Here is a 23346-nt window from a genome sequence, read left to right on the forward strand (position 1 = left end):
GGTTCACGTCACTGCGTCGTTTCTGCGGCCCCGCGAGAATTCCGGGGGGACGCCAGCAAACGATCGAATGCCGCAAGATAGTCGCGCGCCATCCGCGCGGCAGTGAAATGACTCTCGTAGTGGACATGTACCCGCCAACGATCCAGGGCAGCGCAGCGCCGACAGGCGGCGACGGCATCCGCGATCGTGTCGACGATGAACCCGGATACCCCATCCTCCACGATTTCCGGCACGGAGCCGTTGCGCCATGCGATGACAGGCGTTCCTGCCGACATGGCCTCGATCATGACGAGGCCAAATGGCTCGGGCCAATCGATCGGAAACAGCAACGCCCTGGCTCCGCCCAGCAGTGTGGCCTTCCTGGCCTCGTCGATCTCGCCGATGAATTCGATCAGCGGATCGTCGAGCAGCGGCTCTATCCGGGTGCGGAAGTAGTCCTCGTCGACAGGATCAATCTTCGCCGCGATCTTGAGAGGCATCCCCGCACGCTTGGCAATCTCGATCGCGCGGTCCGGACGTTTCTCCGGCGTGATGCGGCCGAGAAACGTCAGGTAATCTCCTCCCTTCGCATCGAAGGGACACAGCCCCGGCCCCAGGCCGTGATGTACCGTGGCCAGCCAGTTGACGGTTGGAGGCATCGGCTTCCGCTGGCCCTGGGAGATCGAAATCAACGGCATCTGCGGAAAGGCCTGATAGACCGGCAGGAAATCGGGCAGATCGAGGCGGCCATGCAGCGTCGTCACGCATTTATGGGCCAGGTCCGAGAACAGCGCGTGCTGAAGCAGGTCGAGGTGGAAATGGATGACATCGAACGACGCATGCCGCTCACGGACCTTTGCCAACATGGCGAGATGACTGGCCGTATGATCGCGAATTCCTGCCAGCCGCAAACCCTGTGGCGAGCATGCGACCAGTTCGGCAGAGGTTTGGGAATCGCCCGAGGCGAACAAGGTGACGTGATGTCCGAGCCGGACGAGTTCCTCGGTGAGCCATGACGCAACGCGTTCCGTCCCCCCGTATTTTCGGGGAGGAACTGCCTCCGACAGCGGCGCAACCTGGGCGATCCGCATCTGCCTGTCTCCCGCCGCCGGCATCGCGAATGCGGCGAGCTAGCAACGCCTGTCCCCGCCGAAAGTTCGGGCTAGTTTCCCGGGGAGTGAATTTCCGTCGTCCCCCGCGGGATCGTCTCAGGCATGGCGATCAGCATCAGAACGAGAGCCGCCAGCCCCACCCCGGCGAGCACGGCGAAGGCGACTGAGTATCCGCCCCAGACGACGAGGCCTCCGGCGAACGCATAGCTCGATGCGCCCCCGATACCTTGAATGGTCCCGATGATGCCGCGCGCCATATTGTAGCGACCGCTGCCTAGGACGGCGCCGTAGAGAACCAGCGGCAACAGCACGTCGAACAGCCCGGCCCCCATCCCATCGAGAATTTGGAACGCGATCATCCAGTACGGGCTGTCGACTCCGGCAAAAAGGATACCGCGCAGCGGGAGAGCTGCGAATGCCAGGATGAGCAATGGCTTTCCGCCGATCCGGTTGGCGCGCATGACGAGGAACGCCATCGGAATCGTTGCGAGCTGGGCAACGATAATCGCCGCCGAGGTGACGGCGGACTCGAATCCCCTGGCCTCCAAAGCGAGCTTTTGGCTCGCGAGGGCCAGCATTGGCGCATTCGCGAAATGGAACAGCGCCGTGCCGATCGCGAGCACGGCAAAGGGCCGCTCGGCGAACAGGCGCCGCCATGCGTAAGGCTGACCGGCAGCTGGACGGACGTCATCGAGACCGCGAGCGCGCTGATGATCGATGGCCTTTGCCGGGATCGAAAGGACCGCGATCATCGACAATCCGGCGAACAGCGGAAGCATGTAGAACACGCCGCGTTGTCCGAATTGCGTGCCGACCGCCGCGGCGACCGCGGCGATGAACAGGTTGCCGGAACGGTCGAACGCGGCATTGCGCCCGAGCTGCCCGGCGATGTCGTGGGAGCCGAACAGCCCCAACGTGATCGCAGCGACAGTCGGCGCGAAAACGGCGCCCAGGAGCGCCATGCTGATATCCGCCGCGAACACGACCGCGAGCGTCGGATACGTCACGATGCTCACACCGAGCACCGCCAGGCACCAGGATCCAGCAACGATGAGGCCGCGCTTGGCAGGCGTGGCGTCGATCAAGGCGCCGATTGGCGTGTGAAAGACGATGCCCATCAAACCGCTGGCGGACAGCACGGCACCGATCGTCGCCTGGTCCCAGCCAGCCTCCGTCAGCAGGAAGACATTGACATAAGGCCCGAGGCCTCCGCGCAGATCCGCGAGCAGGAAATTCAGCCAGTCGAGGCTCGACCGATATGACAATTGATCCTCGCACCTGTGTTCCGAGGACGAAGGGTCAGGCGAGGTCTTCGGAAGGCACGGCACGAAAGAAGCTCATCGCCCGGAGAACACCGAAATCTCCTGCCTTCCAGCGCGGAGAGGACCTCTCGTCTTGGCCACCTGCCTTTTGCGAGCGTCTTCGGCCGATCAGCCAACCGCCGGATCGGCGCCGCGCGCCGGTCGGCGGTTCGGGGCTTCGCTGGCGGTGCGCCGCAGCTTCTGGCCAGCGGCTCGGTCCCGGGCCTTTGAAGCCCGCCCGCAAAAGTCCTTGCGGATCTCGGAAAGGTCGGCCTCGTCGAGCTCTTCGAGATCAAGCAATTCTTCGCGTGCGCCTTCCAGCCTGATGATCAGCTCGTCGAGCTTGATCTGCATCGCGGCTGTATCGCGGTTCTGACTGTTCTGGATGATGAAGACCATCAGGAAGGTGACGATCGTCGTCGAGGTGTTGATGACGAGCTGCCATGTATCGTTGAACCCGAAGACAGGTCCCGACGCCGCCCATACGGCGATCAGAGCGACGGCAGCAAAGAACGTCAACGGCTTGCCGGTCCAGCTTGCAACCGCTTGAGCCAGTCGTGTGAAGAGGGAAGCCTTGTTGTTCTTGTGGATGAGATGCTCGATGGAACTGCTCATTGACATCGTCCCGGATGCGCCGCGAGGCGCAAGTCACGCCGCCCGCTCGTTGCCTCCCGGCATCCCCAGCCCCAGTCCAATCTCTTGGTCTGCCTCATCCCGCGCGATGAAAACCCGGCCGGCTCTCGAATGTTCCGGGAAACGGCCATGCTCCCGGCGGTGCCGCCCGAGACCGCATCGGCCGTTCCGGGCGCGTGATCGTCGACCCGACCTCGGCAGGGCCCGGGATGTGACGCCGCGGCACCGAGCCTTGCGGAGTGATCCAAACCGCTCGGCCCAGTGAAAGGCGCCACCAGGATTCTGCAGGGCCCAAATCCTCACGCGGCCCGACGATTGATCGCATCCAGCGCGAGCTTGGTAAGCTTTTCGTCGGTGGAAGCTTCCTCGTCGAGATTCTGCTTCAGCAGCGATGCGCAGTCGTTTCGACCCAGCTGCTTTGCCCAGGCCACCAGCGTGCCGTAGCGCGTGATCTCATAGTGCTCGACCGCCTGTGCAGCAGCGATCAGGGCGGCGTCGAGCACCTGCTTGTCCTCGACCTCGCCCGCGACCTCATTGGCCTCATCGAGGATGCCGTCGATAGCGGGACAGGTGACGCCCTTTTCCTCGACCCCGTGCAGCCGGAAGACTTCCTTCAGGCGGGTGATCTGGCCCTCGGTCTCCCGGAGATGGTTTTCGAAACCGCGCTTGAGCTCAGGGCTCGTCGCCTTCCCGACCATATCCGGCAGCGCCTTCTTGATCTGGTTCTCGGCGTAATAAATGTCGCGCAAGGTATGAACGAAGAGGTCGTCCATCGTTGCGATGTCCTTGGAAAACCAACCCATGGCTGTCGCTCCATCTCGTAGGAGGGGTCCCCCAGCTCTTGCCTCTCTTTAAGTCGCCCCGCCAGCCCTCTCTCGAGGGCTGGCGGGGGTCCGGCTCATATGACCGTGGAACGATGCGGAGCCGCCGTTTCGTCGAAGCGGCTCCAGCCGGCTGCACGGTATTCTGCGAGGCGCGCATTCCGGTCGATCGGCGTCGCTCCGTCGAGGATGGCCTCGACTGCCGGGACCTGCTCATCGGCAACGCGGACCGAAACGACGGTGCCGCCACGACGAACCGTTTCAGCGTAGTAGTTGGCATCCTCTTCGCTGTGACCGGCGCTGGTCAGAGCGCCGACGATGCCGCCGGCTACGCCCCCTGCCGCGGCGCCAGCAGCCGTGGAGGCGAGCCAGCCCGCCGCGACCACCGGGCCGATCCCGGGAATGGCGAGCAGTCCGATACCTGCGAGCAGACCGGCCGCTCCGCCAAGCGCCGCGCCGATTCCGGCGCCTTCACCGGCATTGCTGTCATCGGCCTTGGCGTGCCGGCCGACCACGCTGATGTCGGCGGCGCTTACGCCGCCGGCTTCGAGCGCCTCGACCACCGAACGAGCGGTTTCGTAGCTGTCGTAGGAACGGGTGAGTGTCTGAGTCATTTGCTGCCTCCCGGTTTACTTGCGCGTGACGTTGCCGCGGTAATCGACGGTCACATTCACCTTCGTTCCGCCATGGGAAGCGCTGCCCTTCCAAACGCCGTCCGCATCCTTGGTCAGGGGACCGATCTGCGAATAGCCGTTGGCCTCGAGCCGGCTCTTGGCCTGGCCCTCGGTGAAACTATTCGCACCGGGGAGCGGAGCATTCTTGTCCGCGTCGCCCTTCGGCGACGGAACTGGGGAAGTGGTAGCAGTCTGAGCAAACGCACCAAACGTCGTCGACGTCGCGATCAGCGACGCGATCAAAAACTTCTTCATATTCGGACACCTCGATATTCGCGGCTCAGCCGCGGATATACTTAGAACGATCGGACCGCTGATTCTGTTCCGCTTGAATTCAACTTCGCAGAGATTTGTCGCCTTGCAGGCTCTTCTTCAGGGCATCGAACAGATTCACCACGTTGGCAGGCCTCCCGTCGTCGCGGCTGGCCGAAACCCTCGCGCCCTTCCGGCGCTTCTTCGACGCGATCAGCTTCAGCAGGTGCTCCCGGACGGGATCCTTAACCATCTCCGGCGACCAGTCTTCGCTTTTGGCCTTGATGAATTTCTGCGCGAGTTTCAGAAGTTCCGCTTCCGGCTTGTCTTTCTCGATATCGGAAAAATAGGCTTTTTCGTCGCGAACTTCGTCCCCGTAGCGCAGCGTCCAAACGACGATTCCGCGGTCGCGCGGCTCGAGCATCACGGCCCGCTCGCGCCGGTAAAGCACGACCCTGGAGATGCCCACCATCTTCGCCGCCGCCATGGCATCGCGGATGACGGAGAAGGCCTCGATCGCCACCTCGTCGTCAGGCACCAGATAGTGCGGACTGTCGAGGTAGATCCAGGGAATCGAGTCTTTCGGCACGAATTTGTCGATATCGATGGTACGGACCGTGTCGAGCCTGACCGCCTCGATCTCCTCGTCCTCGATCACGACGAAGCGACCGGGCTCCGCCTCGTAACCCCTGGCCTGGTCTTCCGTGTCTACCGGCTTGCCGCTCTCCGCATCGACATAGCGGCTGACGACACGATTCCCGGTATCGCGGTTCAAAGTGTGGAAACGAACCTTTTCGCCCTCCGACATCGCAGGGGTCATGGCGACCGGGCAGGTCACGAGGGACAGCTTGAGGTAGCCCTTCCAATAGGTCCGAGCGGGCATGGCGACGCGACTCCGCGAACGAAACTGCGGATCAATGCCGGGCATCCGAAACGGTTCCGGCGCAGCGGAACTTGGCCGGGCATCCGAAACGGGTCCGGCGCGGCGGAACTTGCCTTCGGCGGATGCATTGAATCGACGGTGTTGCGTCAGGAGTGGGTGCCATGGCTGCGGTGCGGGCGAACTGGAAGGGCTACCTGAAGTTCGGCGAGATCAGTTGCCCGGTCGCGCTCTATACCGGCGCCAGCACGGCCGAACGCGTGTCGTTCCACATGATCAACCGCGACACCGGCCATCGCCTCCGGCGCGAGTTCATCGATCCCGTTACCGACGAGCCTGTCGATAGGGATCACCAGATCAAGGGCTTCGAGATCGACAAGGACCGCTATGTCGAGATCGAATCGGACGAAATCGCGAAGGCTGTGCCGGAAAGCGACAAGACGCTGGCGGTGGCCGCTTTCATCCCCTGCACCGACATCGACACGATCTACTTCGACAAGCCCTACTATCTGGCGCCCGCGGGGCAGATTGCCGACGAGGCCTTCGCGGTGATCCGGGAAGCTCTTCGAGCGAGCAAGGTCGGCGCGCTCGCGCATGCTGTTCTGTTCCGTCGCTACCGCGCGCTGATGATTCGCGCACAGGGGCCAGGACTCGTCGCCCATACGCTGAACTTCGACTACGAGGTGCGTTCGGCTTCGGAAGCCTTCGACGAGATTCCAAAGCTCAAGATTCGCAAGGAGATGCTCGATCTCGCCAAGCACATCATCGAGACCAAGCGAGGCGAGTTCGACCCGGCCATGTTCGACGACAGGTATGAGGCGGCTCTCGCCCAGCTGGTGAAGGCGAAGTTGGCAGGCAAGCCAGTCAGGATCGCGAAAAAGATGAAGTCTCCCAAGGTCGTCGACCTCATGGAAGCGCTCCGCGCCAGCGCGGCACCTGACCGGGCTCCATCAAGGCGAAAAGCTCAGGGAAAGGCGGCCTAACCCTCGTCGTCCTTGCTTGCCCGAGAGGCGGCCTGGAGCCTTAGCCCGATCAACATGACGAGTTCGCGAACCGTCTTGCACGCCTGCATTTCTTCGTCGGGCACCATATCGCAATCGAATTCGCGTTCGATGACATTGCCGATCAGGGTCAGGTCGTCGAGAGTGAGACCGATCTCATCGATTGCCGCATGCGGCTCCAGCAATTCGGATTTTACGAGCCCCTCCCTCGCGATGATCTCCAGAAGCCGGGCGATGAGTTCTGCCTCTGGAGGATTGAGATCGGTCATCGCTGAGCTAACCTCGAAATCTGAAACAGGCCGTTGCCGAGTCGCTCCGCCAAATGGAAAGCTCGCAAAACTTACATCAACAATAAATTCTGAGACAGAATATCAGCCGATATCAACACATTTAACATCGACATGACGATCACATCGACTCGTCCAATGTTTGTATTTCCGCCGAAATACCCATTCAATCAGCGCATACATCGCATCAGAAGCTTTCCCGATGGGAGAGAGAAGATGCTTTCATCTTCATAGCGAACCGGGCTTCCGTCCTTGAGCGTGTACGACGTCATGGAGAGACCTGGCCAGTCACGCCAGACGATGACGGTGTAGTGGTCGCCGTATTCGTCCTCGCAGCGCTCCCGATACAGCTCGCGCTTTGCGGGCATGGGCCGGCGCGCGGGCGGCCCCGCAGCCTTCCTCAAAGCGACCATTTCGCACCTCACACAACGCACTGATGATGACAGCAACCCGCTCGGCGATGCGAGGTTCCGCCACCCGCTTGCTGCGAGGCTGCAGTTCCTTGCACGAGCGCAGTCAACTCGGCAATCGCCGCGATGATCATCCTTGCCGAACGATTTCCACGAAGCGGGCGGCCAGTTGCGAGAGCGGCCTGCTGCGCACGGTCATCAGGCAAATCGTGGTGGGAATCTCGGGCTGAAGCGAAAGCTGGGCCAGACCATCGAAGCGCTGCGCCTGTGTCAGCAGACTGTCGATCAGCGTGACATCGCCGGGCTCTGCGAGCAGATGCGCCGCCGAGATGCTGTAGGGAACCGTTATGAAGGGCGCATAGTCGAGCCCTTCCCGTTCATAGGCCTGAGCGATCAGCCAGCCGAGCGGCGACTTCTCTCGATCGAAGCAGATCATGCGCCGCGTCTTGAGCTGGTGCAGGTTGACCGTGCCCTGTCCGGCGAGGGGATCATCCTCGCGCACCAGAGCGATGATCGAGCCGCCGGCGAGCGGTGTCAGCGCGATATCGTCGGTGACACGAGGGGAGAACATCAGGCCGATATCGGCCGTCCCCCGCGAGAGTTCCGTCGGAGCATCGCCCATGATCAGCTCGACGCGCGCCTGGGGGTATTCGTCGGTCAGGCGGCGCAGGGCGCGGGCGATGATGCCATGGCCGATGCTCGGCGTGGAGGCGATGCGCAGCGGCATTTCCTGGCCGGCGCGCAATCTGGCCGCGGCGTTCCGCAAGGCGCGCCATTCCTGGTCGACCGCATCGAGGGCAACCATCAGGGCACTGGCCTCCAGGCGCAGGCTCAGGCGGCCTTCGCGCCGCTCGAAGACCTCGACCCCGAGGCTCGCCTCACTGCGCGCGATGATCTTGCTGATCGCGGACTGCGTCAGGTTCAGCTGGCGCGCGGCCTCGACCGTGGTGCCGAAGCGGTGCACCGCACGGAGCACGGCGGCGTGGGCTGGCGTGAACGGTCTCATGGAGCCGGGCGTTCCTGAAGCTGCGCGAGGAGCAGCCGGGCAGCCCTATCGAGCAGCGATCCCCGCCGGTAATGGGCGAAGGCCGTCACCAGCGGGCTCTGCTCCAGCGGCAAGGCGGCAAGGCCCTCGACGAGGTTGCTGCTGATGACGAAGCCATCGACCAGCGCGATGCCGACGCCCTCGCGGGCCAGATGGCAGGCGGTGTCGGTGTGGCGGACCGTGATTGCGACGCGACCGGCCAGCCCCGCGCCGATCAACGCGTCCTGGAAGCTGTCGGAGGCGCTCACGCCATCAGGCCCGTAGCTGATCAGGCGCTCGCCCTCGAGATCGCCCCGCGACAGTACCGTGCGCCCGGCATGCCGGTGCCTTCGCGAGAGCACGCAGACAAGCGGGCTGTGCCCGAGAGCTACGTCCTCGATCTCCTCCGCCGCCATCGGCCCATAGGAGATGCCGAGATCGGCTTCGCCGGCGCCGAGATGCTCGCGCACATGGTCGAACATGATTTCGACCGCGGCGGCCTCGCCGAGGTCCCGGCGCGTCCGGGTGATGGCCGGCGGCAGGATGCTATGGGCCAGCCCCGGGACCGTCGCCACCCTCAGCCGGTCGGCCATGCCGACGCGGATCATGTCCGCCTCATGTCGGGCGCGGCGCAGCACGCTGAAGAGCGGTTGAGCGCGCCCGACCAGCGACTGTGCTTCCGGCGTCGGCACCAGCCGGCCCTGGATGGTCGTGGCAATGCTGAGCCCGAACTCGTCTTCCGCCTGCCGCAGCGCCTTGATGACGGCGGACTGGCTGATGCCCAGACCCTGCGCCGCCTCGCCCGTTCCGCCGAGCCTCACGAAGATGTCGACCGCCAGCAGGGAGCCCAGCTTCATGGAGTATTCCAGACGGTTGATGATCTTGCCGAATGTTTCATTGGAAGGACTAGTTGTCGTTATGGAAGGATGCAAGCCGCCGCCGCAATGCGGCCAATGAATCAGGGGATCGGCATGACCAAGTTTCGCTCGTTGCTTTCGGCCGGCGCGCTGGCGCTCGCACTCGGTGCCCCCGCTCTGGTGGCAGCGCCTTCCACTGCCTTCGCCAAGGGGACGTTGCGGCTGGCGCAGACGCAGGACCTCGTCTCGCTCGATCCGATCGCGACCAGCGACAACGCYTCSATCTWCGCSCARCTSCTGATYTTCGACACSCTGCTSCGSCCGAGCAAGGAYGCCACSAAGCTCGAGCCYGGSCTCGCCGAGAGCTGGMAGGTCAGYGMCGACGGCAYGACCTACAGCTTCAGGCTGCGCGAGGCGAAGTTCTCGGATGGCACGCCCGTCACGGCGGCCGACGTCGCCTTCTCCCTGAAGCGCGCCGGCAGCGATGCTTCGAGCTGGAAGCGCTTCTTCTCCGGCATCGACACGATCGAGACGCCGGACGACCGCACCGTCGTGCTCAAGCTCAAGAAGGTGTTCACGCCGCTCCTCAACAACCTCGCCCTGTTTTCTTCGGCGATCCTGCCGCAGAAGGCGTTCGAGGCGGCTGGCGACAAGTTCTTCGAAAAGCCGATCGGCAGCGGCCCGTTCACGGTCGCGGCCTGGAACAAGGGCCAGGGCCTCTCGCTGAAAAAGAATGCGAATTACTGGCAGGCCGGCAAGCCCGACCTCGACGGGGCCGAGCTGATGGTCATCCCGGAGGGCAACAGCCGCGTGCTGAAGCTGCAGGCTGGCGAAGTCGACGCAGCGATCGACATCCCGCTGAACCAGCTTCAGGGCTTAGGGCGCGACGGCAAGATCAAGACGGCGGTAGCCAACGTCTTCCGCACCGATTTCGTGCTGATGAACACCCGGAAGAAGCCGTTCGACGATGTTCGCGTCCGGCAGGCCCTCAACTACGCCATCGACAAGGAAGGGCTGCTCAAGGCGCTGCTCTACGGCACCGGCAAGGTCTCTAACTCGCCGATGCCGCCGATGGCCTATGCGGATCCGGGCCTGAAGCCCTATGGGCACGACGTTGCCAAGGCGAAGGCGCTGCTGGCGGAAGCCGGCTACAAGGATGGCTTCAAGACCTCGCTGCTCGTCGATTCCAGCAAGCCGCTGCATCGTCAGCTCGGCCAGGCCCTGCAGGCCGCGTTGAAGCAGATCGGCGTCACCGCCGATATCCGCCTCGTCGAAGGCGGCACCCACTGGACCACGACGAAGGCCGGCGACTACGAGATGGCCGTGGCCTATGCGACCAGCGACACGATCGACCCGGACCAGCTCGTCGGCTTCCTGCTCGTCAACCCCGAGCGCGCCAACGCCTATCATACCGAGTGGAAGAACGAGCGCCTCAACGAGCTCTACGAGAAGGAGCGCGTGACGGCCGACGGGCCCGAGCGGGGCAAGATGTTCCAGGAGATCGTCAAGCTCGCCCATGACGGCGCGCCGTCCGTCTTCCTCTTCTATCCCGGCACCTCCTACGCCTATCGCAGCAATGTCGAAGGTTTCGAGGTGCTTCCGACCTCGAATTTCCGCCTCGAGGACGTGAAGCTGAAGTGAGGCAGGGGCGCCCCGGCGCCCCTCGGCCCACCCTCCTGCCATGCTGATCTACATCATCAAGCGCCTCGTCCAGCTGGTGCCGGTCCTGTTCGGCATCACGCTGGCCTGCTTCCTGCTGCTGCGTGCCCTCCCCGGCGACCCTGCGACGCTCCTCCTCGGCGCTCGCGGCGGCGCGGAGGAGATCGCGCTGATGAAGCAGCGGCTCGGCCTCGACCTGCCGCTGTGGCGGCAATATCTGCTTTTCCTCGCCGATATCGGCTCAGGCAGCCTCGGCCGTTCCGTCGTGCATGCCCGGCCGGTGATGCAACTCGTGCTGGAGCGGCTGCCGGCGACCTTGTGGCTCGTCGCCTATTCGACGGCGCTCGCCGTCGCGATGACCGTGCCGCTGGCGCTCTGGTCGGCGCTGCGCCGCGGCGGGCCGGTCGATCTCGCGATCAAGCTCGCCTTCACGATCGTGATCGCGATGCCCTCCTTCTGGCTCGGCCTGATCTTCGTCATCCTCTTCGCGATCTGGCTGCCGCTGTTTCCGACCTCGGGCTATGGCGAGGATGTCCTCTCCCGGCTGCACCACACCACCCTGCCGGCACTGGTCATCGCGCTCGCGACGGCCTCGCTGACGATCCGCAGCCTGCGCAGCGCCATCCTGGCCGTGCTCGGCTCCGACTATGTCACCACGGCCCGCGCCAAGGGCGCAGGCACCGGCCGGCTGATGGGCGTTCATGTGCTGCCCAATGCGCTGATCAGTTCGATCTCGGTGCTCGGCGCGCATACGAGCTGGGTGATCGGCGGCACGGTGGTGATCGAGACCGTCTTCGCCTTGCCGGGCCTGGGCTCGCTGTTCGTCGAGTCGATCTTCGCTCGCGACTACCCGCTGATCCAGGGGCTCACCATCGTCTTCGCCGTCCTCGTCGTGCTGATCAATCTGGCGACCGATCTCGCCTATGCGCTCGCCGATCCGCGCATCAGGCTGGAGTGAGTCGATGGACCGTCTTCGCTCCAATCCGAGCCTCATGGCCGGGCTCGGCATGCTGGCGCTGCTCGCCGGTTTCGTCGCGCTCGGCCAGGTCTGGACGCCGCAGGATCCCTTCGCGGTCGATTACGGCAACACGCTGCAGCCGCCTTCCCTGGCTAGCTGGTTCGGCACCGACGATCTCGGCCGCGACGTGGCATCGCGCGTGCTGGCCGGCGGCTATGTCGACCTCAAGGTCGCGTTGATCTGCGTCGCCGCGCCGGCGATCCTCGGCGTGATGATCGGCGCGATCTCCGGCTTCGTCGGCGGGCGCGTCGACACCTTCATCATGCGGGTCACCGACATCTTCTGGGCCTTTCCCTTCTACGTGCTCGTCATCGCCATCGTCGGCGTGCTCGGACCGGGCGAGACCAATCTTTACCTCGCCTTCCTTCTCGTGAACTGGATCTCCTTCGCCCGCATCGTGCGCGGCGAGGTTCTGGTTCTGCGCAACCTCGAATTCGTGCAGGCGGCGCGCAGCCTCGGCTGCACGACGCCGCGGATCGTCGCCGCCCATATCCTGCCGAATGCGATCAATCCGGCCATCGTCTACGCCATGGCCGACGTGGTGCTGACGATCCTCGCCGTGACCTCGCTCAGCTTCCTCGGGCTCGGCATCCAGCCGCCGACTCCCGAATGGGGGCTGATGATCGCGGACGGGCGGCAATTCCTGTTCGACGCCTGGTGGATCGCGACCTTTCCCGGCCTCGCGATCATCTACACCGGCGTCACCTTCGCGCTGATCGGCGAAGGCCTCGACACCGCGCTTCGGCCGAAGGGCTGATCCGTTCTTTCCGACCCGCCTTCGACAGGTGTGCCATGAGCTTTTTCGACGAGGATGAAAACCTGCAGCGCATCAGCGCGCTGTTGACCGCAAAGGCGGTCGCCGCATTCCGCGAGCGCGGTGTGCCGGAGGAGCAGTTCGGCTTCGTGCTGCTGCAACCGGGCCAGCAGGGCGAACGGCCGCGCGGTACGGCGCTGCGTGCGGGCTGGCGCAGCTATCCCTGCTCGCTGGTCAAGGTCTTCTTCCTGGTCGCCGCGCAAGCCGCTCTGGAAGCGGGACAATTGGTCGAGCATGAGGAGCTTGATCGCGCCATGCGCGACATGATCCTCTGGTCCTCCAACAGCGCGACGAACTACGTCATCGACCTGCTTTCGGGAACGAGCGGCGACACCCTCCTCTCCAGCGCCGAGATGACGGCCTGGGGCGAGCGGCGCGAGGCCGTCAATCGCTTCTTCGACCAGCTGGGTTGGCCGGAGCTCGCCGGCATCAACCTCAACCAGAAGCTGATGGACGACCTCCGCTATGGCCGCGAGAAGATCGGCCTCGACCGCTCGCCCGGCGGCCACAATGCCCTGACGCCGGTCGCCATGGCCCGGCTGATGCACGAGATCTTCCATGGCTCGGCGCTGAGCACGACAACGCGACGGGCGGTCGAACCGCTGCTCGCGCGCGATCTCGCGAGCCCGTTTGTGAAGCGCGGCGCCTATCAGGTCTCGGGATATCTCGCAGGCGGCATGCCGGCGGGCACGCAGATCTGGTCGAAGGCCGGCCGCACGCGCTGGCTCGGCGATGAGCGTGCCGATTTCCGGCGCCATGACGCCCTTCGCGCGATCCTCCCGGGCGGGCAAGAGTTCACCTTGACTGTTTTCACGCAGGGCGAGGCCATCGCGGAGGACGACGATTTCCTGCCGTCGCTCGGCGCTCTCGCCGCCGGGCAGCTGATGCCGCCGGCATCCGCCGGTCAGTAGGTTGCCCGGCCGCCTGACAGATCGAAGACGCCGCCGGTCGAGAAGGAACACTCGTCAGACAGAGCACCATCCGCGCGACTTCCTCGACCTCGACGAAGCGCCCCATCGGGATACGGGACAGGATGTCGGCGCGCCGCTCGGCGGAAATCTCCTTCGCCATCGCGGTCTCAGCCGCCGCGGGGGTGATGGCGGTGACGACGATGCCGTCACAGGCCGTTTCCTTGGCCGTGCTCTTGGTCAGCGCGATCACCCCGGCCCTGGTGGCCGAGTAGCTTGCTGGCCGCTGGCATGAGGATCGTGACCTCATGGAGGTCGCGGCCCGGCCTGGAGCGCGCATAGCCCACGCTCCATATTTGTTGGCCTCAACCGCCCAACCCCGTGTGACGCTTTACGAATGCCCAGGCGCTGGCCCAGGCGCCCGCATTCGCTTCGGCATTCGCGGCCGGCGTTCCGCCCATGGTCGAGGAGGTTCCGTTCATCGGATGGCGATGGGAGATGCGCGTCGCCGGGGTGTAGGGGAACAGGATGGAATGCCCGGCTTCGGGCCAGTTCTTCCAGACGACCTCATGCGGATGGCCGGCGGCCAGCAGGCTCGACTGCACGATCAGCGAATAGAGATCGGAAGGCCACGCCCCGTCGTCGCCGCCCGACAACAGCAGCACCGGCCCGGCGATCCGCTCGACCGGGATGCGGGCGCGGGCCATCGCATCGGGATCGCCCAGCGCGGTGCGCATCGCATCGGCGTTGCGGCGGATTTCAGTCGCCTCGTCATAGGGCTTCCAGCTCGCCGTGGCGTTGTCCTGCCATTGATGGACGAGCGGCTTGCCGCCGAGCGTCCAGCACGGACCGTCCCGGCCGAGCCCCGGGGCGGGGTCGGCTGCCGCCTGACCGCCATGGACGAAGGCGCTCGGCACATAGCCCAGCACCGCCGAGACTTTTTCGGGAAAAGTCGCGCCCAGCAGAAGCGCAAGCTCGCCGCCGCGCGATTGCCCGGCAACGGCGACGAAATCGTTCAGGGGGCTCACATTGGCACGCAGCCAGTCGAGCCCTCCGGCGAAATACTCGAGCGGCGTGTTCGAGATGTATTGCGGCAGCCCCGGAGCGCCGAAATAGCCGAGCGCCAGCGCCGCTACGCCACGCGAGGCCCACAGCGCCGCGCGTGGCTCGTTGATGCCACCGCCGGAGCCGTTGAGGATCATGATCGCCGGATGCGGCCCCTCGCCTGCCGGCAGGAACAGCGTGCCGACGAGCCCATCCTCGGCAAGCGGATGCCGGGTGACGCCCTCTGCCATGAGAATCTGCGTGAAGCCGTCCGACGCCGTAAGCTCGCCGCCGATATGGGCGGTGAGCCTGGTCTCCAGCGGCCGGGCCATGTCGGCATGGAACAGCTCGCCCTCACCTTGCTGCGCCCAGATCAGCCCCATCGCGGCGATGCCGGCATAATCGCCCCGCAGCGGCGCGTCGCGATCGAGCTCGACGGTGCCCGCAGCATCCGCCGCAAACACGGCCTGCGCCCGCCAGAGATGACCGCCCCGCTGCGTTTCCGCTGCAATGGTTACCTCCCCGCCAACCGGTAGCCCAGCGAGGGCGATCCGGCGCGGCACGTCGATCAGGTCGATCGCAGGGCTGACGGAGAAAGCGGCGGGCATGGCGACTTTCGTCTCCGTTAAGTCCGGACCGTGTTTGAGAGTGGAACCACGATGTCATCCCGGCCTTGAGCCGGGATCCATCGAAGGGCTGCGGAGCTCTACGATGGATCCCGGATCGGTGCGGCTTCGCCGCTTGTCCGGGATGACGTCCGAGTTCCCTTGGATGAAGGCTGACCTCGCAAGGCGGGCTCCGAAGTCACTTCGCCTTGCTAACCTGCATGGCGACGGTGCGGTCGCTGTTCCAGGGCACGACCTTCAGGTCCGGCCGGCTCGCCCAGATGTTCTTGTAATGGTAGAGCGGGATGATCCCGACATCGTCCATCACCACCTTGACGGCGTCCTTGATGATCGCCTCGCGCTTGGGATCGTCGAATTCGGCGCCGGCCTTGGCGAGCGCCTCATCCAGCTTCGGATTGCTGTAGCGGCCCCAGTTCGAGGCTCCCAGCCCCTTGGCCGGGTCGACCGTCGCCAGGATCGAGGTCATGGCATAAGTGCCCTCGCCCGTGCCGTTGCCCCAGCCGACGATGCTCATCGCATATTCGTTCTTGTTGGCGCCGGTCACATAGACCGGGAAGGGAACGACCTCGACCTGCGTCTCGACGCCGATGCGGGTCCAGAATTGCGCGACGGCCTGCGCGGTCTCGGGCGCCAGCGGATAGCGCTCGCCCGGCACATGCATGGTCAGCTTGAAGCCGTTGGGATAGCCGGCCTCGGCCAGCAGCGCCTTGGCCTTGGTCGGATCAACCGCGATCTTGGCGTAGTCGGGATTGTACCCGAAGGTGTCTGCCGGCATCCACTGCGTCGCGACCGTCACGCCGCCGCGCGCAACGCGGTCGGCGATGGCCTCTCGGTTGATCGCCATGTTGAGAGCCTGGCGGACACGCTGGTCGAGCAGGGGGTTCTTGTCGAGCGGCTTGCCGGCCTTGTCGGTAATGAACTTGGACGGCGCCGGGTTGAAGCTCGGCTGCAGGATCAGCGCGCGCAGGCCGGGATAGGACCAGACCTTGACCTTGGGATTCTTCTCCAGCTTCTCGATGTCGGAGAAGGAGACCTTGTCGATCATATCGACATCGCCCGAGAGCAGCGCGGCGGTGCGCGCCGCGGGGTTGGCGATATAGCGATAGCTCACCTTGTCCCACTCGGCCTTGTCGCCCCAGTAGGTGTCGTTGCGCTTCATCTCGATGCGGTCGCCCGGCGTATAGCTGACGAAGGCATAGGGGCCGTCGACTACCATCGCCTTGCCGCTGTTGTAGTCGTCGGTCGTCGCCGTCTGGCCGATATGCTTGCTGACGATGTAGATGCTGGAGATGTTGATCGGCAGCAGCGGGTCGGGTTCCTTGGTGGTGATCACCAGCGTCTGCGGGTCCTTGACCTCGACCTTGGCGACGCTGCGCAGGAAGCTCTTGAAGCTCGCGACCGAGCCCGGCACGTTCTGGGCGCGCTCATAGGAAAAGGCGATGTCCTCCGCCGTCACCGGCTTGCCGTCGGTCCAGACCGCCTTGTCGCGGATCTTGAATTCCCAGGTCGTGGGCGAGGTGCTTTTCCAGGCCGAGGCGAGACCGGGAGCCATGCCGCCGATCGTCTTCTGCGCGACGATGGCGGGGAAGAAATGCTGCGCAACCGAGTGGTCGCCGGCATAGTTGTTGAGCTGCGGGTCGATCGCGGAGACCGGGTCGGCGAAGCCGATGCGCAGGTCTTCCGCCGAGGCGGTCCCAGCGGCGACGATCAGCGCCGCGGACAGGGCAAGCGTGCTCAGTTTGGTCGTCATCCGATCACTCCTGTTAGCGCGCGGGCTTGGACCGCGGGCGTATCGTTGAGGTGGCAGGCGGAACGATGGCCCGGCGCGATCTCGCGCAGGGCGGGTTTCTCGACGCGGCAGCGGTCGAAAGCGGCCGGGCAGCGCGGATGGAAATGGCAGCCGGGCGGCGGCGCGGCCGGACTCGGGATCTCGCCTTTAACGGGAGCATAGACCCGCCGCCGCTGCTTGAGATCGGGAATTTCGGCGAGCAGGCCCTGCGTATAGGGGTGGTTGGGGTGGGCGAAGAACTGCCGCGCCGGCGCATCCTCGACGATGCGGCCGAGATACATGATGACGACGCGGTCGGCGATGTGCTGCACCACGCGCAGATCATGGCTGATGAACAGGTAGGTCAGGTCCAGATCGCGCCGGAGCTGCATGAACAGGTTGAGGATCTGCGCCTGGATGGAGACGTCGAGCGAGGCGACGGACTCGTCACAGACCAGGAAGCGCGGCTGCATGGCGAGCGCGCGGGCGATCGAGATACGCTGGCGCTGTCCACCGGAGAACTGGTGCGGAAAGCGCTGGCGATAGACCGGGTCGAGCCCGGCCCGCCGCATCTGCGCGCAGACATAATCGTCGAGCTCGGAGCGACCGACGATGCCGTGGACGAGAGGCGCCTCGCCGATCGCCGCGGCGACGCGCATGCGCGGGTTCAAGCTCGCCTGCGGGTCCTGGAAGATGAGCTGCACGTCGCGATGAACCGAGCGGTCACCCCGCGGATCGCGCCCGAAGACGCGGACATCGCCGCCGCTCGGCGGCAGTAGCCCGGCGGCGATGCGCCCAAGCGTCGACTTGCCGCTGCCGGATTCGCCGACGAGACCGACGAATTCGCCGGTCGGGATGGTGAGGTCGATACCGTCCAGCGCATGGATGACAGGCTGACGCTTGGCGAGATGCAGCTTTACAGCAAGCCCGTCCGCACGGCCGAAGCGGCGGCTCAGGTCGCGCGTCTCAAGCGCGGGGGCCGAATAAGAAGCGGTCGTCGTCATGCCGCTACCTCGGCAAGCGAAGCCGGGCCTGTGAGAGGGTGGAAGCAACGCAGCTTGTGCGCGCCCTGCGTGAAGGCGGGCTGCCGCGCGCAATCATCGGCACGGCGCGCGCAGCGCGGCCCGAAGGCGCAGCCATCAGGCGGGGCGACCATGTCCGGCGTTGTGCCGGGTATCTGGACCAGCATCGAGCCCGGTGCGCTCGCTCCCGGCAGGCTGCCGATCAGCCCGGCCGTATAGGGATGGCGGGGATTGTCCAGCACGGCATCGACGCGGCCCTGCTCGACGATGCGGCCGGCATACATCACCGCGATCTCATCGGCGATGCCGGCGATGACCGAGAGATCATGCGTGATCCAGAGCAGCGCCGTGCCGCTCTCGCGTGTCAGTTGCTGCACCTCGGCCAGGATCTGCGCTTGAATCGAGACGTCGAGGGCGGTCGTCGGCTCGTCGGCGATGATCAGATCGGGCCGGTTGATCAGCGCGATGGCGATGGAGACGCGCTGGCGCATGCCGCCCGAGAGCTGGTGGGGATAGGCATCGAGCCGCGCTTCCGGGCTCGGGATGCCCATGGTGCCCAGCATGTCCCGCGCTCTGACGCGGGCCGTCGCCGCGTCGACGGCCTCATGCGCCCGGATCGTCTCGATCATTTGCGTGCTGATCCGCAGCACCGGGTTCAACGTCATCATCGGGTCCTGGAAGACCATGGCGATGCGATTGCCGCGTAGGCGACGCAGGCTCTCCTCGTCGAGCCGCGTCAGATCCCGGCCGTTGAACAGGATTTCGCCGTCGACAACCCGGCCGGGCGGATCGATCAGCCCCATGATCGAGAAGCCCGTCACGGACTTGCCCGAGCCGCTTTCGCCGACGAGGCCGAGCGTCTGTCCCGCCCGCAGCGTGAAGGAGACGTCGCGCACGGCGTCGAGATCGCCGCGATCAGTGTGGAAACGGGTGCGCAGATTGCGGACTTCGAGCAGCGGCGCGCTCATTTCAGCGCCCTCGGATCGAGCACCTCGCGCAGGCGGTCGCCGACGAGGTTGATCGCGACGATCGCCAGCAGCAGCGTCACCCCGGGGAAGAAGCTGATCCAATATTCGCCCGAGAGCATGAACTGGAAGCCGTTGGCGATCAGCAGGCCGAGCGAGGGCTGCGTCACCGGTGCGCCGAGGCCGAGGAAGGAGAGCGTCGCCTCCAGCGTGATGGCGCGCGCCACCTGCAAGGCGGCGATGACGAGCAGCGGCGGCAGGCAGTTGGGCAAGACATGGCGCAGCAGGATGCGCGAGGTCGGCAGGCCCAGCCCCCGCGCCGCCTCGAAATAATCGCGCTTGCGCTCGACCAGCGCCTGGGCGCGGGCGGTGCGGGCGTAATAGGCCCATTCCAGCAGCACCAGCGTCAGCACGACATTGCCGATGCCCCGGCCCAGCAGCGCAAGCATCAAGAGGGCGATCAGGATCGAGGGCAGCGACATCAAGAGGTCGACGAGCCGCATGATCAGCGCGTCGACGAAGCCACCGCTCCAGGCCGCGATCAACCCGAGCATGATGCCGAGGATACCCGCCAGCACGGCCGAGCCGACGCCGACGGTCAGGCTGGTCCGCAACCCGTAGAGGATAGCAGAGAACAGGTCGCGGCCTTGTCCATCGGTACCGAGCCAGTAGGTGAGATCGGCGCCCGAGGAAGCCGAGCCGGGCGGTAGCCTTGCGTCGAGCACATCGATGGCAGCGAGGTCGAACGGGTTCTGCGGGGCGATCTGCGCGGCGAAGACCGCGCCCAGAATCAGCAGCGTCAGCAGGCCAAGGCCAATGACAGCCGTGGGCGCGCGCAGGAAACGGCTGAGCGCATTGACGGCCGGTCGGCGGGCGGTGGCGGCGGGAACGCTCGTCATGTCGAGGCCTCCTCGCGAACGCGCGGGTCGAGGATGCGGTAGAGGATGTCGACGACGAGGTTGATGATGACGAAGAGCGTCACCACCACCAGCAGGTAGGCCATCACCACCGGCCGATCGAGCGCGTTGATGCTGTCGAGGATCAACTTGCCCGAGCCCGGCCAGGCGAAGATGCTCTCGGTGACCACCGCGAAGGCGATGGTCGAGCCGAGCTCGAGCCCGAGCACCGTCACCAGCGGGATCATGATGTTGCGCAGGATATGCATCGTCATGATCCGGCCGCGGCGCAGCCCCTTGGCCCGCGCGAAGCGGACATAGTCGAGCGGCAGCACCTCGCGCACCCCGGCCCGTGTCAGCCGGATCACCAGCGAGACCTTGAAGAGCGACAGGTTGATCGCCGGCAGGAGCATGTGCCGCCAGCCGTTCAAGGTCAGAAAGGACCAGTCCGCGCCCAGGAAACGGACCGTGGTGCCGCGCCCGCTCGCCGGCAGCCAGCCGAGATAGACGCTGAAGGTCATGATCAGCAGGAGGCCTACCCAGAAGGTCGGCAGCGAGAAGCCGAGGATGCTGCCCGTCGTGATCAGCTTGGAGAGCCGGCGTTCCGGGTAGAGCCCGGCATAGAGCCCGAGCGGCACGCCGAGAATGACCGAGAAGACCGTCGCGGCGATGGCGAGTTCAAGCGTCGCCGGCAGGCGCTGCAGGATGAGCGTCACGGCCGGGACGTTGTAGACGAAGCTGCGGCCGAGATCGCCCTGCAGGGCACTGCCTGCGAAGCTGAGATATTGCTGCCAGAGCGGCCGGTCGAGGCCGAGCTGCGCCACGAGCGCGGCCCTGTCGGCCTGCGTCGCATCCGGAGCCAGCAGGATGTCGGCGGGATTGCCGATGGCGTGCATGCCCAGGAACACGACGAGCGACATCGCCACCACGACGAGGAGCGCCTGCGCGATGCGCTGGAGCAGCCAGCCGAGCATCAGACCGGTACCGCGGCCTGTTCGGGCAGGATCGGCTCCCACTCGTCGCCGAAGATTTCCGGCTCGGAATACTCCTGGCCACGCGCGAAATGCGCCTCGACATCCTCGACGAACAGTCGCGCCGCGACGGCCTGCGACAGCCGCACGGCGCCGTCGCTGATCGCCGGAATGTCGCCCGATACGGTTCCGTGGGACATCATCGCCGGATAGCAGAAGCAATGGACGCGTTCGAGGCCGGGGCAGGCACCTGGAATCTTCGGCTGGAACTCGAAGGCGGTGCCGAGATCGGGCAGAGAACCGAGACCCGCATCGGCATCGGCGGGCACGCCGCGATCGCTCCACAGCCGGGCGCTCGCCGCGATCTCGGCGAGGAAGGGGCGATTGTCCCAGTCGACCCGGAAACCAGTCGAGAAGATGATGAAATCGAAGCGCATCGTACCCGCGCTGGTCTCGACGACGATCTCGTCGCCGTCCATCCGTGCGGAATGCAACGCCGTGCCCTGACGGAAAAAGGCGTTGGGATACCGCGAGACGCGCAGCACGCTCGCACGCGGCGGCGGCACCTGCTCGCGAGCGATGTAGCTGTTGATCCGCCATTTCCAATCGTCGGGCAGATAGCGGTAGCCCGCGATCGAACCGGGATGGCCCATGCCCTTGCCGCGGTTGATGCGCGGAATGTCGCGGCGGCGGATCAGCAGGTCGACGCGCTCCGCCCCCGCCTCCAGCGCGGTGCCTGCGCTGTCCATCGCGGAGGCGCCGGCGCCCACTACGGCGACGCGCTTGCCACGCAGCGCGGCATAGTCGTTCGCGTCTGAGGAATGCGCCCAGCGCTCGCGCGGCAGGCTGTCGGCGATCGCCGGCACGAAGGGACCGCCGAGCCCGTCGCGCCCCGTGGCCAGCACGACATGGCGCGCCCGCACGCGCTGCCGCTTCCCGGCCGCGTCGATCTCCAGCGTCGCGTAGTCCGCTCCCAGATGGATCGCAGCGATGTCGTGATCGTTGCGGACATCGAGACGCAGCACGTCGCGGAACCAGCGCAGATAGTCCATCCACATCAGCCGCGGGATCTTGTCGAGCCGTTCCCAATCCTCGGCGCCGAACTGAGCTTCGAACCAGGCGCGGAAGGTCAACGACGGAATGCCGAGTGCCGGCCCGGTCAGGGTCTTGGGCGAACGCAACGTCTCCATGCGCGCCGTCGTTGCCCATGGTCCTTCGAAGCCCTTCGGCCGGCGGTCGAAGTTGACGGCACGCAGGCCGATGTTGCGGAGCGCCCCGGCGGCGGCCAGCCCGGCCATGCCGGCGCCGATGATCGCGACGTCGAGCAGCGGCTCGCCCGCAATGTCGCGCTGCGGAACCCAGGGCGCTGCCGGAAGGGTCAGCAACTCAAGCTCACGGGCGACGCGGCGGTTCAGCGCTGCCAGCCCTTCGGGAACCTTGCCTTGATCGGCTGTCACAGCCGCGTCTCCTGTTTGGTCAGCGAAGCGAGGAGGGCGTGGTGCTCCTCGGGCGGGATCAGGGTGAAATCGTCCAGCCGCTGCTGTGCCACCATCTGCAGCGCCGCGATCAGCTCGCGGACCTTGTCGGGGACGGCGACGCCGCGTGCCGTCACCACCCCGAAGCAATAGGGGATCGGCGTCGCCAGCGGCAGGATGCGGACGCCCGGCGTCGGGCGGCCGGTCAATGTCAGCGGCTCGACGATCGCCACGCCCGCTCCGGCCTCGATGAAGGAGAGCGCATTGATCGTCGAGGTCGTGCGGACGCGGACGCGGACATCGACACCGGCCGCGTTGAGAGCTGCGCGAATGCGCGCCGGCACTCCGCGGCGCATCGACATCCCGACGAGGCTGCGCCCGGCCAGCGCTCGCAGCTCCACCGGGCCTTCGAGACGCGCCAGAGCGTCGCCTTCGGGCACGGCCAGCACGCAAGGTGCGGTGCCCAGCCATTCGACGGTCAGGTCGCGATGCAGCAGGGGCGCGCTGGTCGCGCCGATCTGGGCCGTGCCGGACATCACGGCGTTCTGGACGCGGTCGGGATTCTCGACCTCGATCGCGAGCCGCGGCGGCTCGTCGAGGCATCCGAGCGCCTTCCAGGCACCGGTCAGCAGCCCGAAGGCCAGCGCCGACACCGCCGCCACACTGATGGGCGGCTCGGACTCGCCGACGACTTCGCGGGCACGCTCCCAGAGATTGACGAAACCGGCCAGCGCCCGCTCGACATCGTCGCGCAGCACCACGCCTTTCGGCGTTAGGACCAGCCGTTGGCCGGCGCGCTCGAAGAGCGGCTGGCCGAGGTCGCGCTCGAGCTCCTGGATCATGCGGCTCACCGAAGGCTGCGACACGCCGAGATGGCGCGCGGCAGCGGTGACGCTGCCCAGGGAGGCAACCTGCAGATACGCCTCGAGGGTCTTGAGGCGGCTCATCG

General features: G+C 65.8%; 24 protein-coding genes. 5 read left to right on the plus strand and 19 right to left on the minus strand.

All coding sequences use genetic code 11. The features are described from left to right. Positions 1 to 8: 8 nt before the first annotated feature. From AC1DEZ_RS15605 to ku (AC1DEZ_RS15635), 7 genes are all read right to left on the minus strand, one after another. Complete coding sequence (locus tag AC1DEZ_RS15605; protein ID WP_441510557.1) at positions 9 to 1070, minus strand: glycosyltransferase family 4 protein; 1062 nt, start codon at positions 1068 to 1070, stop codon at positions 9 to 11. A gap of 71 nt (positions 1071 to 1141) precedes the next feature. Beyond that, entirely contained in the window at positions 1142 to 2419 is a 1278-nt protein-coding gene (locus AC1DEZ_RS15610) for an MFS transporter (protein ID WP_441510558.1), read from the minus strand. A gap of 102 nt (positions 2420 to 2521) precedes the next feature. Beyond that, positions 2522 to 3007: a low affinity iron permease family protein gene (locus AC1DEZ_RS15615; RefSeq protein WP_441510559.1), complete on the minus strand. Its 486-nt coding sequence runs from the start codon at positions 3005 to 3007 to the stop codon at positions 2522 to 2524. A gap of 317 nt (positions 3008 to 3324) precedes the next feature. Next, complete coding sequence (locus AC1DEZ_RS15620) at positions 3325 to 3828, minus strand: YciE/YciF ferroxidase family protein (RefSeq protein ID WP_441510560.1); 504 nt, start codon at positions 3826 to 3828, stop codon at positions 3325 to 3327. Between the two features lie 95 nt (positions 3829 to 3923). Continuing rightward, on the minus strand, positions 3924 to 4460 hold the full coding sequence (locus AC1DEZ_RS15625) for a hypothetical protein (RefSeq protein WP_441510561.1): 537 nt from the start codon (positions 4458 to 4460) through the stop codon (positions 3924 to 3926). A 15-nt stretch (positions 4461 to 4475) separates the two neighbouring features. Continuing rightward, a complete protein-coding gene (locus tag AC1DEZ_RS15630) occupies positions 4476 to 4775 on the minus strand; it encodes a hypothetical protein (protein WP_441510562.1) in 300 nt (99 codons plus the stop codon). A gap of 79 nt (positions 4776 to 4854) precedes the next feature. Next, positions 4855 to 5655: a non-homologous end joining protein Ku gene (ku, locus tag AC1DEZ_RS15635; protein WP_441510563.1), complete on the minus strand. Its 801-nt coding sequence runs from the start codon at positions 5653 to 5655 to the stop codon at positions 4855 to 4857. Between the two features lie 161 nt (positions 5656 to 5816). Between ku (AC1DEZ_RS15635) and ku (AC1DEZ_RS15640) the strand changes: the two genes are divergently transcribed. After that, entirely contained in the window at positions 5817 to 6635 is an 819-nt protein-coding gene (ku, locus tag AC1DEZ_RS15640; protein ID WP_441510564.1) for a non-homologous end joining protein Ku, read from the plus strand. Here ku (AC1DEZ_RS15640) and AC1DEZ_RS15645 read toward each other — a convergent pair. From AC1DEZ_RS15645 to AC1DEZ_RS15655, 3 genes are all read right to left on the minus strand, one after another. Beyond that, on the minus strand, positions 6632 to 6922 hold the full coding sequence (locus AC1DEZ_RS15645) for a hypothetical protein (protein ID WP_441510565.1): 291 nt from the start codon (positions 6920 to 6922) through the stop codon (positions 6632 to 6634). The two genes, ku (AC1DEZ_RS15640) and AC1DEZ_RS15645, sit on opposite strands and share 4 nt — an antisense overlap. Positions 6923 to 7480: 558 nt before the next feature. Beyond that, positions 7481 to 8356, minus strand: a complete 876-nt coding sequence (locus tag AC1DEZ_RS15650; RefSeq protein ID WP_441510567.1) for a LysR substrate-binding domain-containing protein — start codon at positions 8354 to 8356, stop codon at positions 7481 to 7483. Continuing rightward, positions 8353 to 9231, minus strand: a complete 879-nt coding sequence (locus AC1DEZ_RS15655) for a LysR substrate-binding domain-containing protein (RefSeq protein ID WP_441510568.1) — start codon at positions 9229 to 9231, stop codon at positions 8353 to 8355. The genes AC1DEZ_RS15650 and AC1DEZ_RS15655 overlap by 4 nt, the downstream gene beginning before the upstream one ends. 114 nt (positions 9232 to 9345) lie before the next feature. Between AC1DEZ_RS15655 and AC1DEZ_RS15660 the strand changes: the two genes are divergently transcribed. From AC1DEZ_RS15660 to AC1DEZ_RS15675, 4 genes are read left to right on the plus strand one after another with little or no spacing between them, the layout of a single operon-like run. After that, a complete protein-coding gene (locus AC1DEZ_RS15660; protein ID WP_476779916.1) occupies positions 9346 to 10872 on the plus strand; it encodes an ABC transporter substrate-binding protein in 1527 nt (508 codons plus the stop codon). Positions 10873 to 10912: 40 nt separating this feature from the next. Continuing rightward, the gene (locus AC1DEZ_RS15665) at positions 10913 to 11848 is read left to right on the plus strand and encodes an ABC transporter permease (protein ID WP_476779917.1); all 936 of its coding nucleotides are present in this window, start codon (positions 10913 to 10915) and stop codon (positions 11846 to 11848) included. A 4-nt stretch (positions 11849 to 11852) separates the two neighbouring features. Next, positions 11853 to 12665: an ABC transporter permease gene (locus AC1DEZ_RS15670; protein ID WP_441510571.1), complete on the plus strand. Its 813-nt coding sequence runs from the start codon at positions 11853 to 11855 to the stop codon at positions 12663 to 12665. Positions 12666 to 12700: 35 nt separating this feature from the next. Further along, positions 12701 to 13633 (plus strand): serine hydrolase, encoded by a 933-nt coding sequence (locus AC1DEZ_RS15675; RefSeq protein ID WP_441510572.1) that lies wholly within the window; start codon positions 12701 to 12703, stop codon positions 13631 to 13633. Here AC1DEZ_RS15675 and AC1DEZ_RS15680 read toward each other — a convergent pair. From AC1DEZ_RS15680 to AC1DEZ_RS15720, 9 genes are all read right to left on the minus strand, one after another. Then, positions 13533 to 13970, minus strand: coding sequence for an SDR family oxidoreductase (locus AC1DEZ_RS15680; RefSeq protein WP_441510573.1), 438 nt, complete (start codon positions 13968 to 13970; stop codon positions 13533 to 13535). The genes AC1DEZ_RS15675 and AC1DEZ_RS15680 overlap by 101 nt on opposite strands. Before the next feature lie 25 nt (positions 13971 to 13995). After that, the gene (locus AC1DEZ_RS15685; protein WP_441510574.1) at positions 13996 to 15282 is read right to left on the minus strand and encodes an acyl-CoA thioesterase/bile acid-CoA:amino acid N-acyltransferase family protein; all 1287 of its coding nucleotides are present in this window, start codon (positions 15280 to 15282) and stop codon (positions 13996 to 13998) included. 196 nt (positions 15283 to 15478) lie between these two features. After that, positions 15479 to 17050, minus strand: coding sequence for an ABC transporter substrate-binding protein (locus AC1DEZ_RS15690; RefSeq protein ID WP_441510575.1), 1572 nt, complete (start codon positions 17048 to 17050; stop codon positions 15479 to 15481). Then, on the minus strand, positions 17047 to 18072 hold the full coding sequence (locus tag AC1DEZ_RS15695) for an ABC transporter ATP-binding protein (protein WP_441510576.1): 1026 nt from the start codon (positions 18070 to 18072) through the stop codon (positions 17047 to 17049). The genes AC1DEZ_RS15690 and AC1DEZ_RS15695 overlap by 4 nt, the downstream gene beginning before the upstream one ends. Then, positions 18069 to 19058, minus strand: a complete 990-nt coding sequence (locus AC1DEZ_RS15700; RefSeq protein WP_441510577.1) for an ABC transporter ATP-binding protein — start codon at positions 19056 to 19058, stop codon at positions 18069 to 18071. Before AC1DEZ_RS15700 ends, AC1DEZ_RS15695 begins: the two co-directional genes overlap by 4 nt. Continuing rightward, positions 19055 to 19954 carry an ABC transporter permease gene (locus tag AC1DEZ_RS15705; protein ID WP_441510578.1) on the minus strand — a complete coding sequence of 300 codons (900 nt, stop codon included), beginning with the start codon at positions 19952 to 19954 and terminating at the stop codon, positions 19055 to 19057. The genes AC1DEZ_RS15700 and AC1DEZ_RS15705 overlap by 4 nt, the downstream gene beginning before the upstream one ends. Further along, complete coding sequence (locus AC1DEZ_RS15710; protein WP_441510579.1) at positions 19951 to 20925, minus strand: ABC transporter permease; 975 nt, start codon at positions 20923 to 20925, stop codon at positions 19951 to 19953. Before AC1DEZ_RS15710 ends, AC1DEZ_RS15705 begins: the two co-directional genes overlap by 4 nt. After that, complete coding sequence (locus AC1DEZ_RS15715) at positions 20925 to 22379, minus strand: SidA/IucD/PvdA family monooxygenase (protein WP_441510580.1); 1455 nt, start codon at positions 22377 to 22379, stop codon at positions 20925 to 20927. Before AC1DEZ_RS15715 ends, AC1DEZ_RS15710 begins: the two co-directional genes overlap by 1 nt. Next, positions 22376 to 23344: a LysR family transcriptional regulator gene (locus tag AC1DEZ_RS15720; protein WP_441510581.1), complete on the minus strand. Its 969-nt coding sequence runs from the start codon at positions 23342 to 23344 to the stop codon at positions 22376 to 22378. The genes AC1DEZ_RS15715 and AC1DEZ_RS15720 overlap by 4 nt, the downstream gene beginning before the upstream one ends. Positions 23345 to 23346: the final 2 nt, after the last annotated feature.

The organism is Allobosea sp. 10L422 (assembly GCF_056395345.1).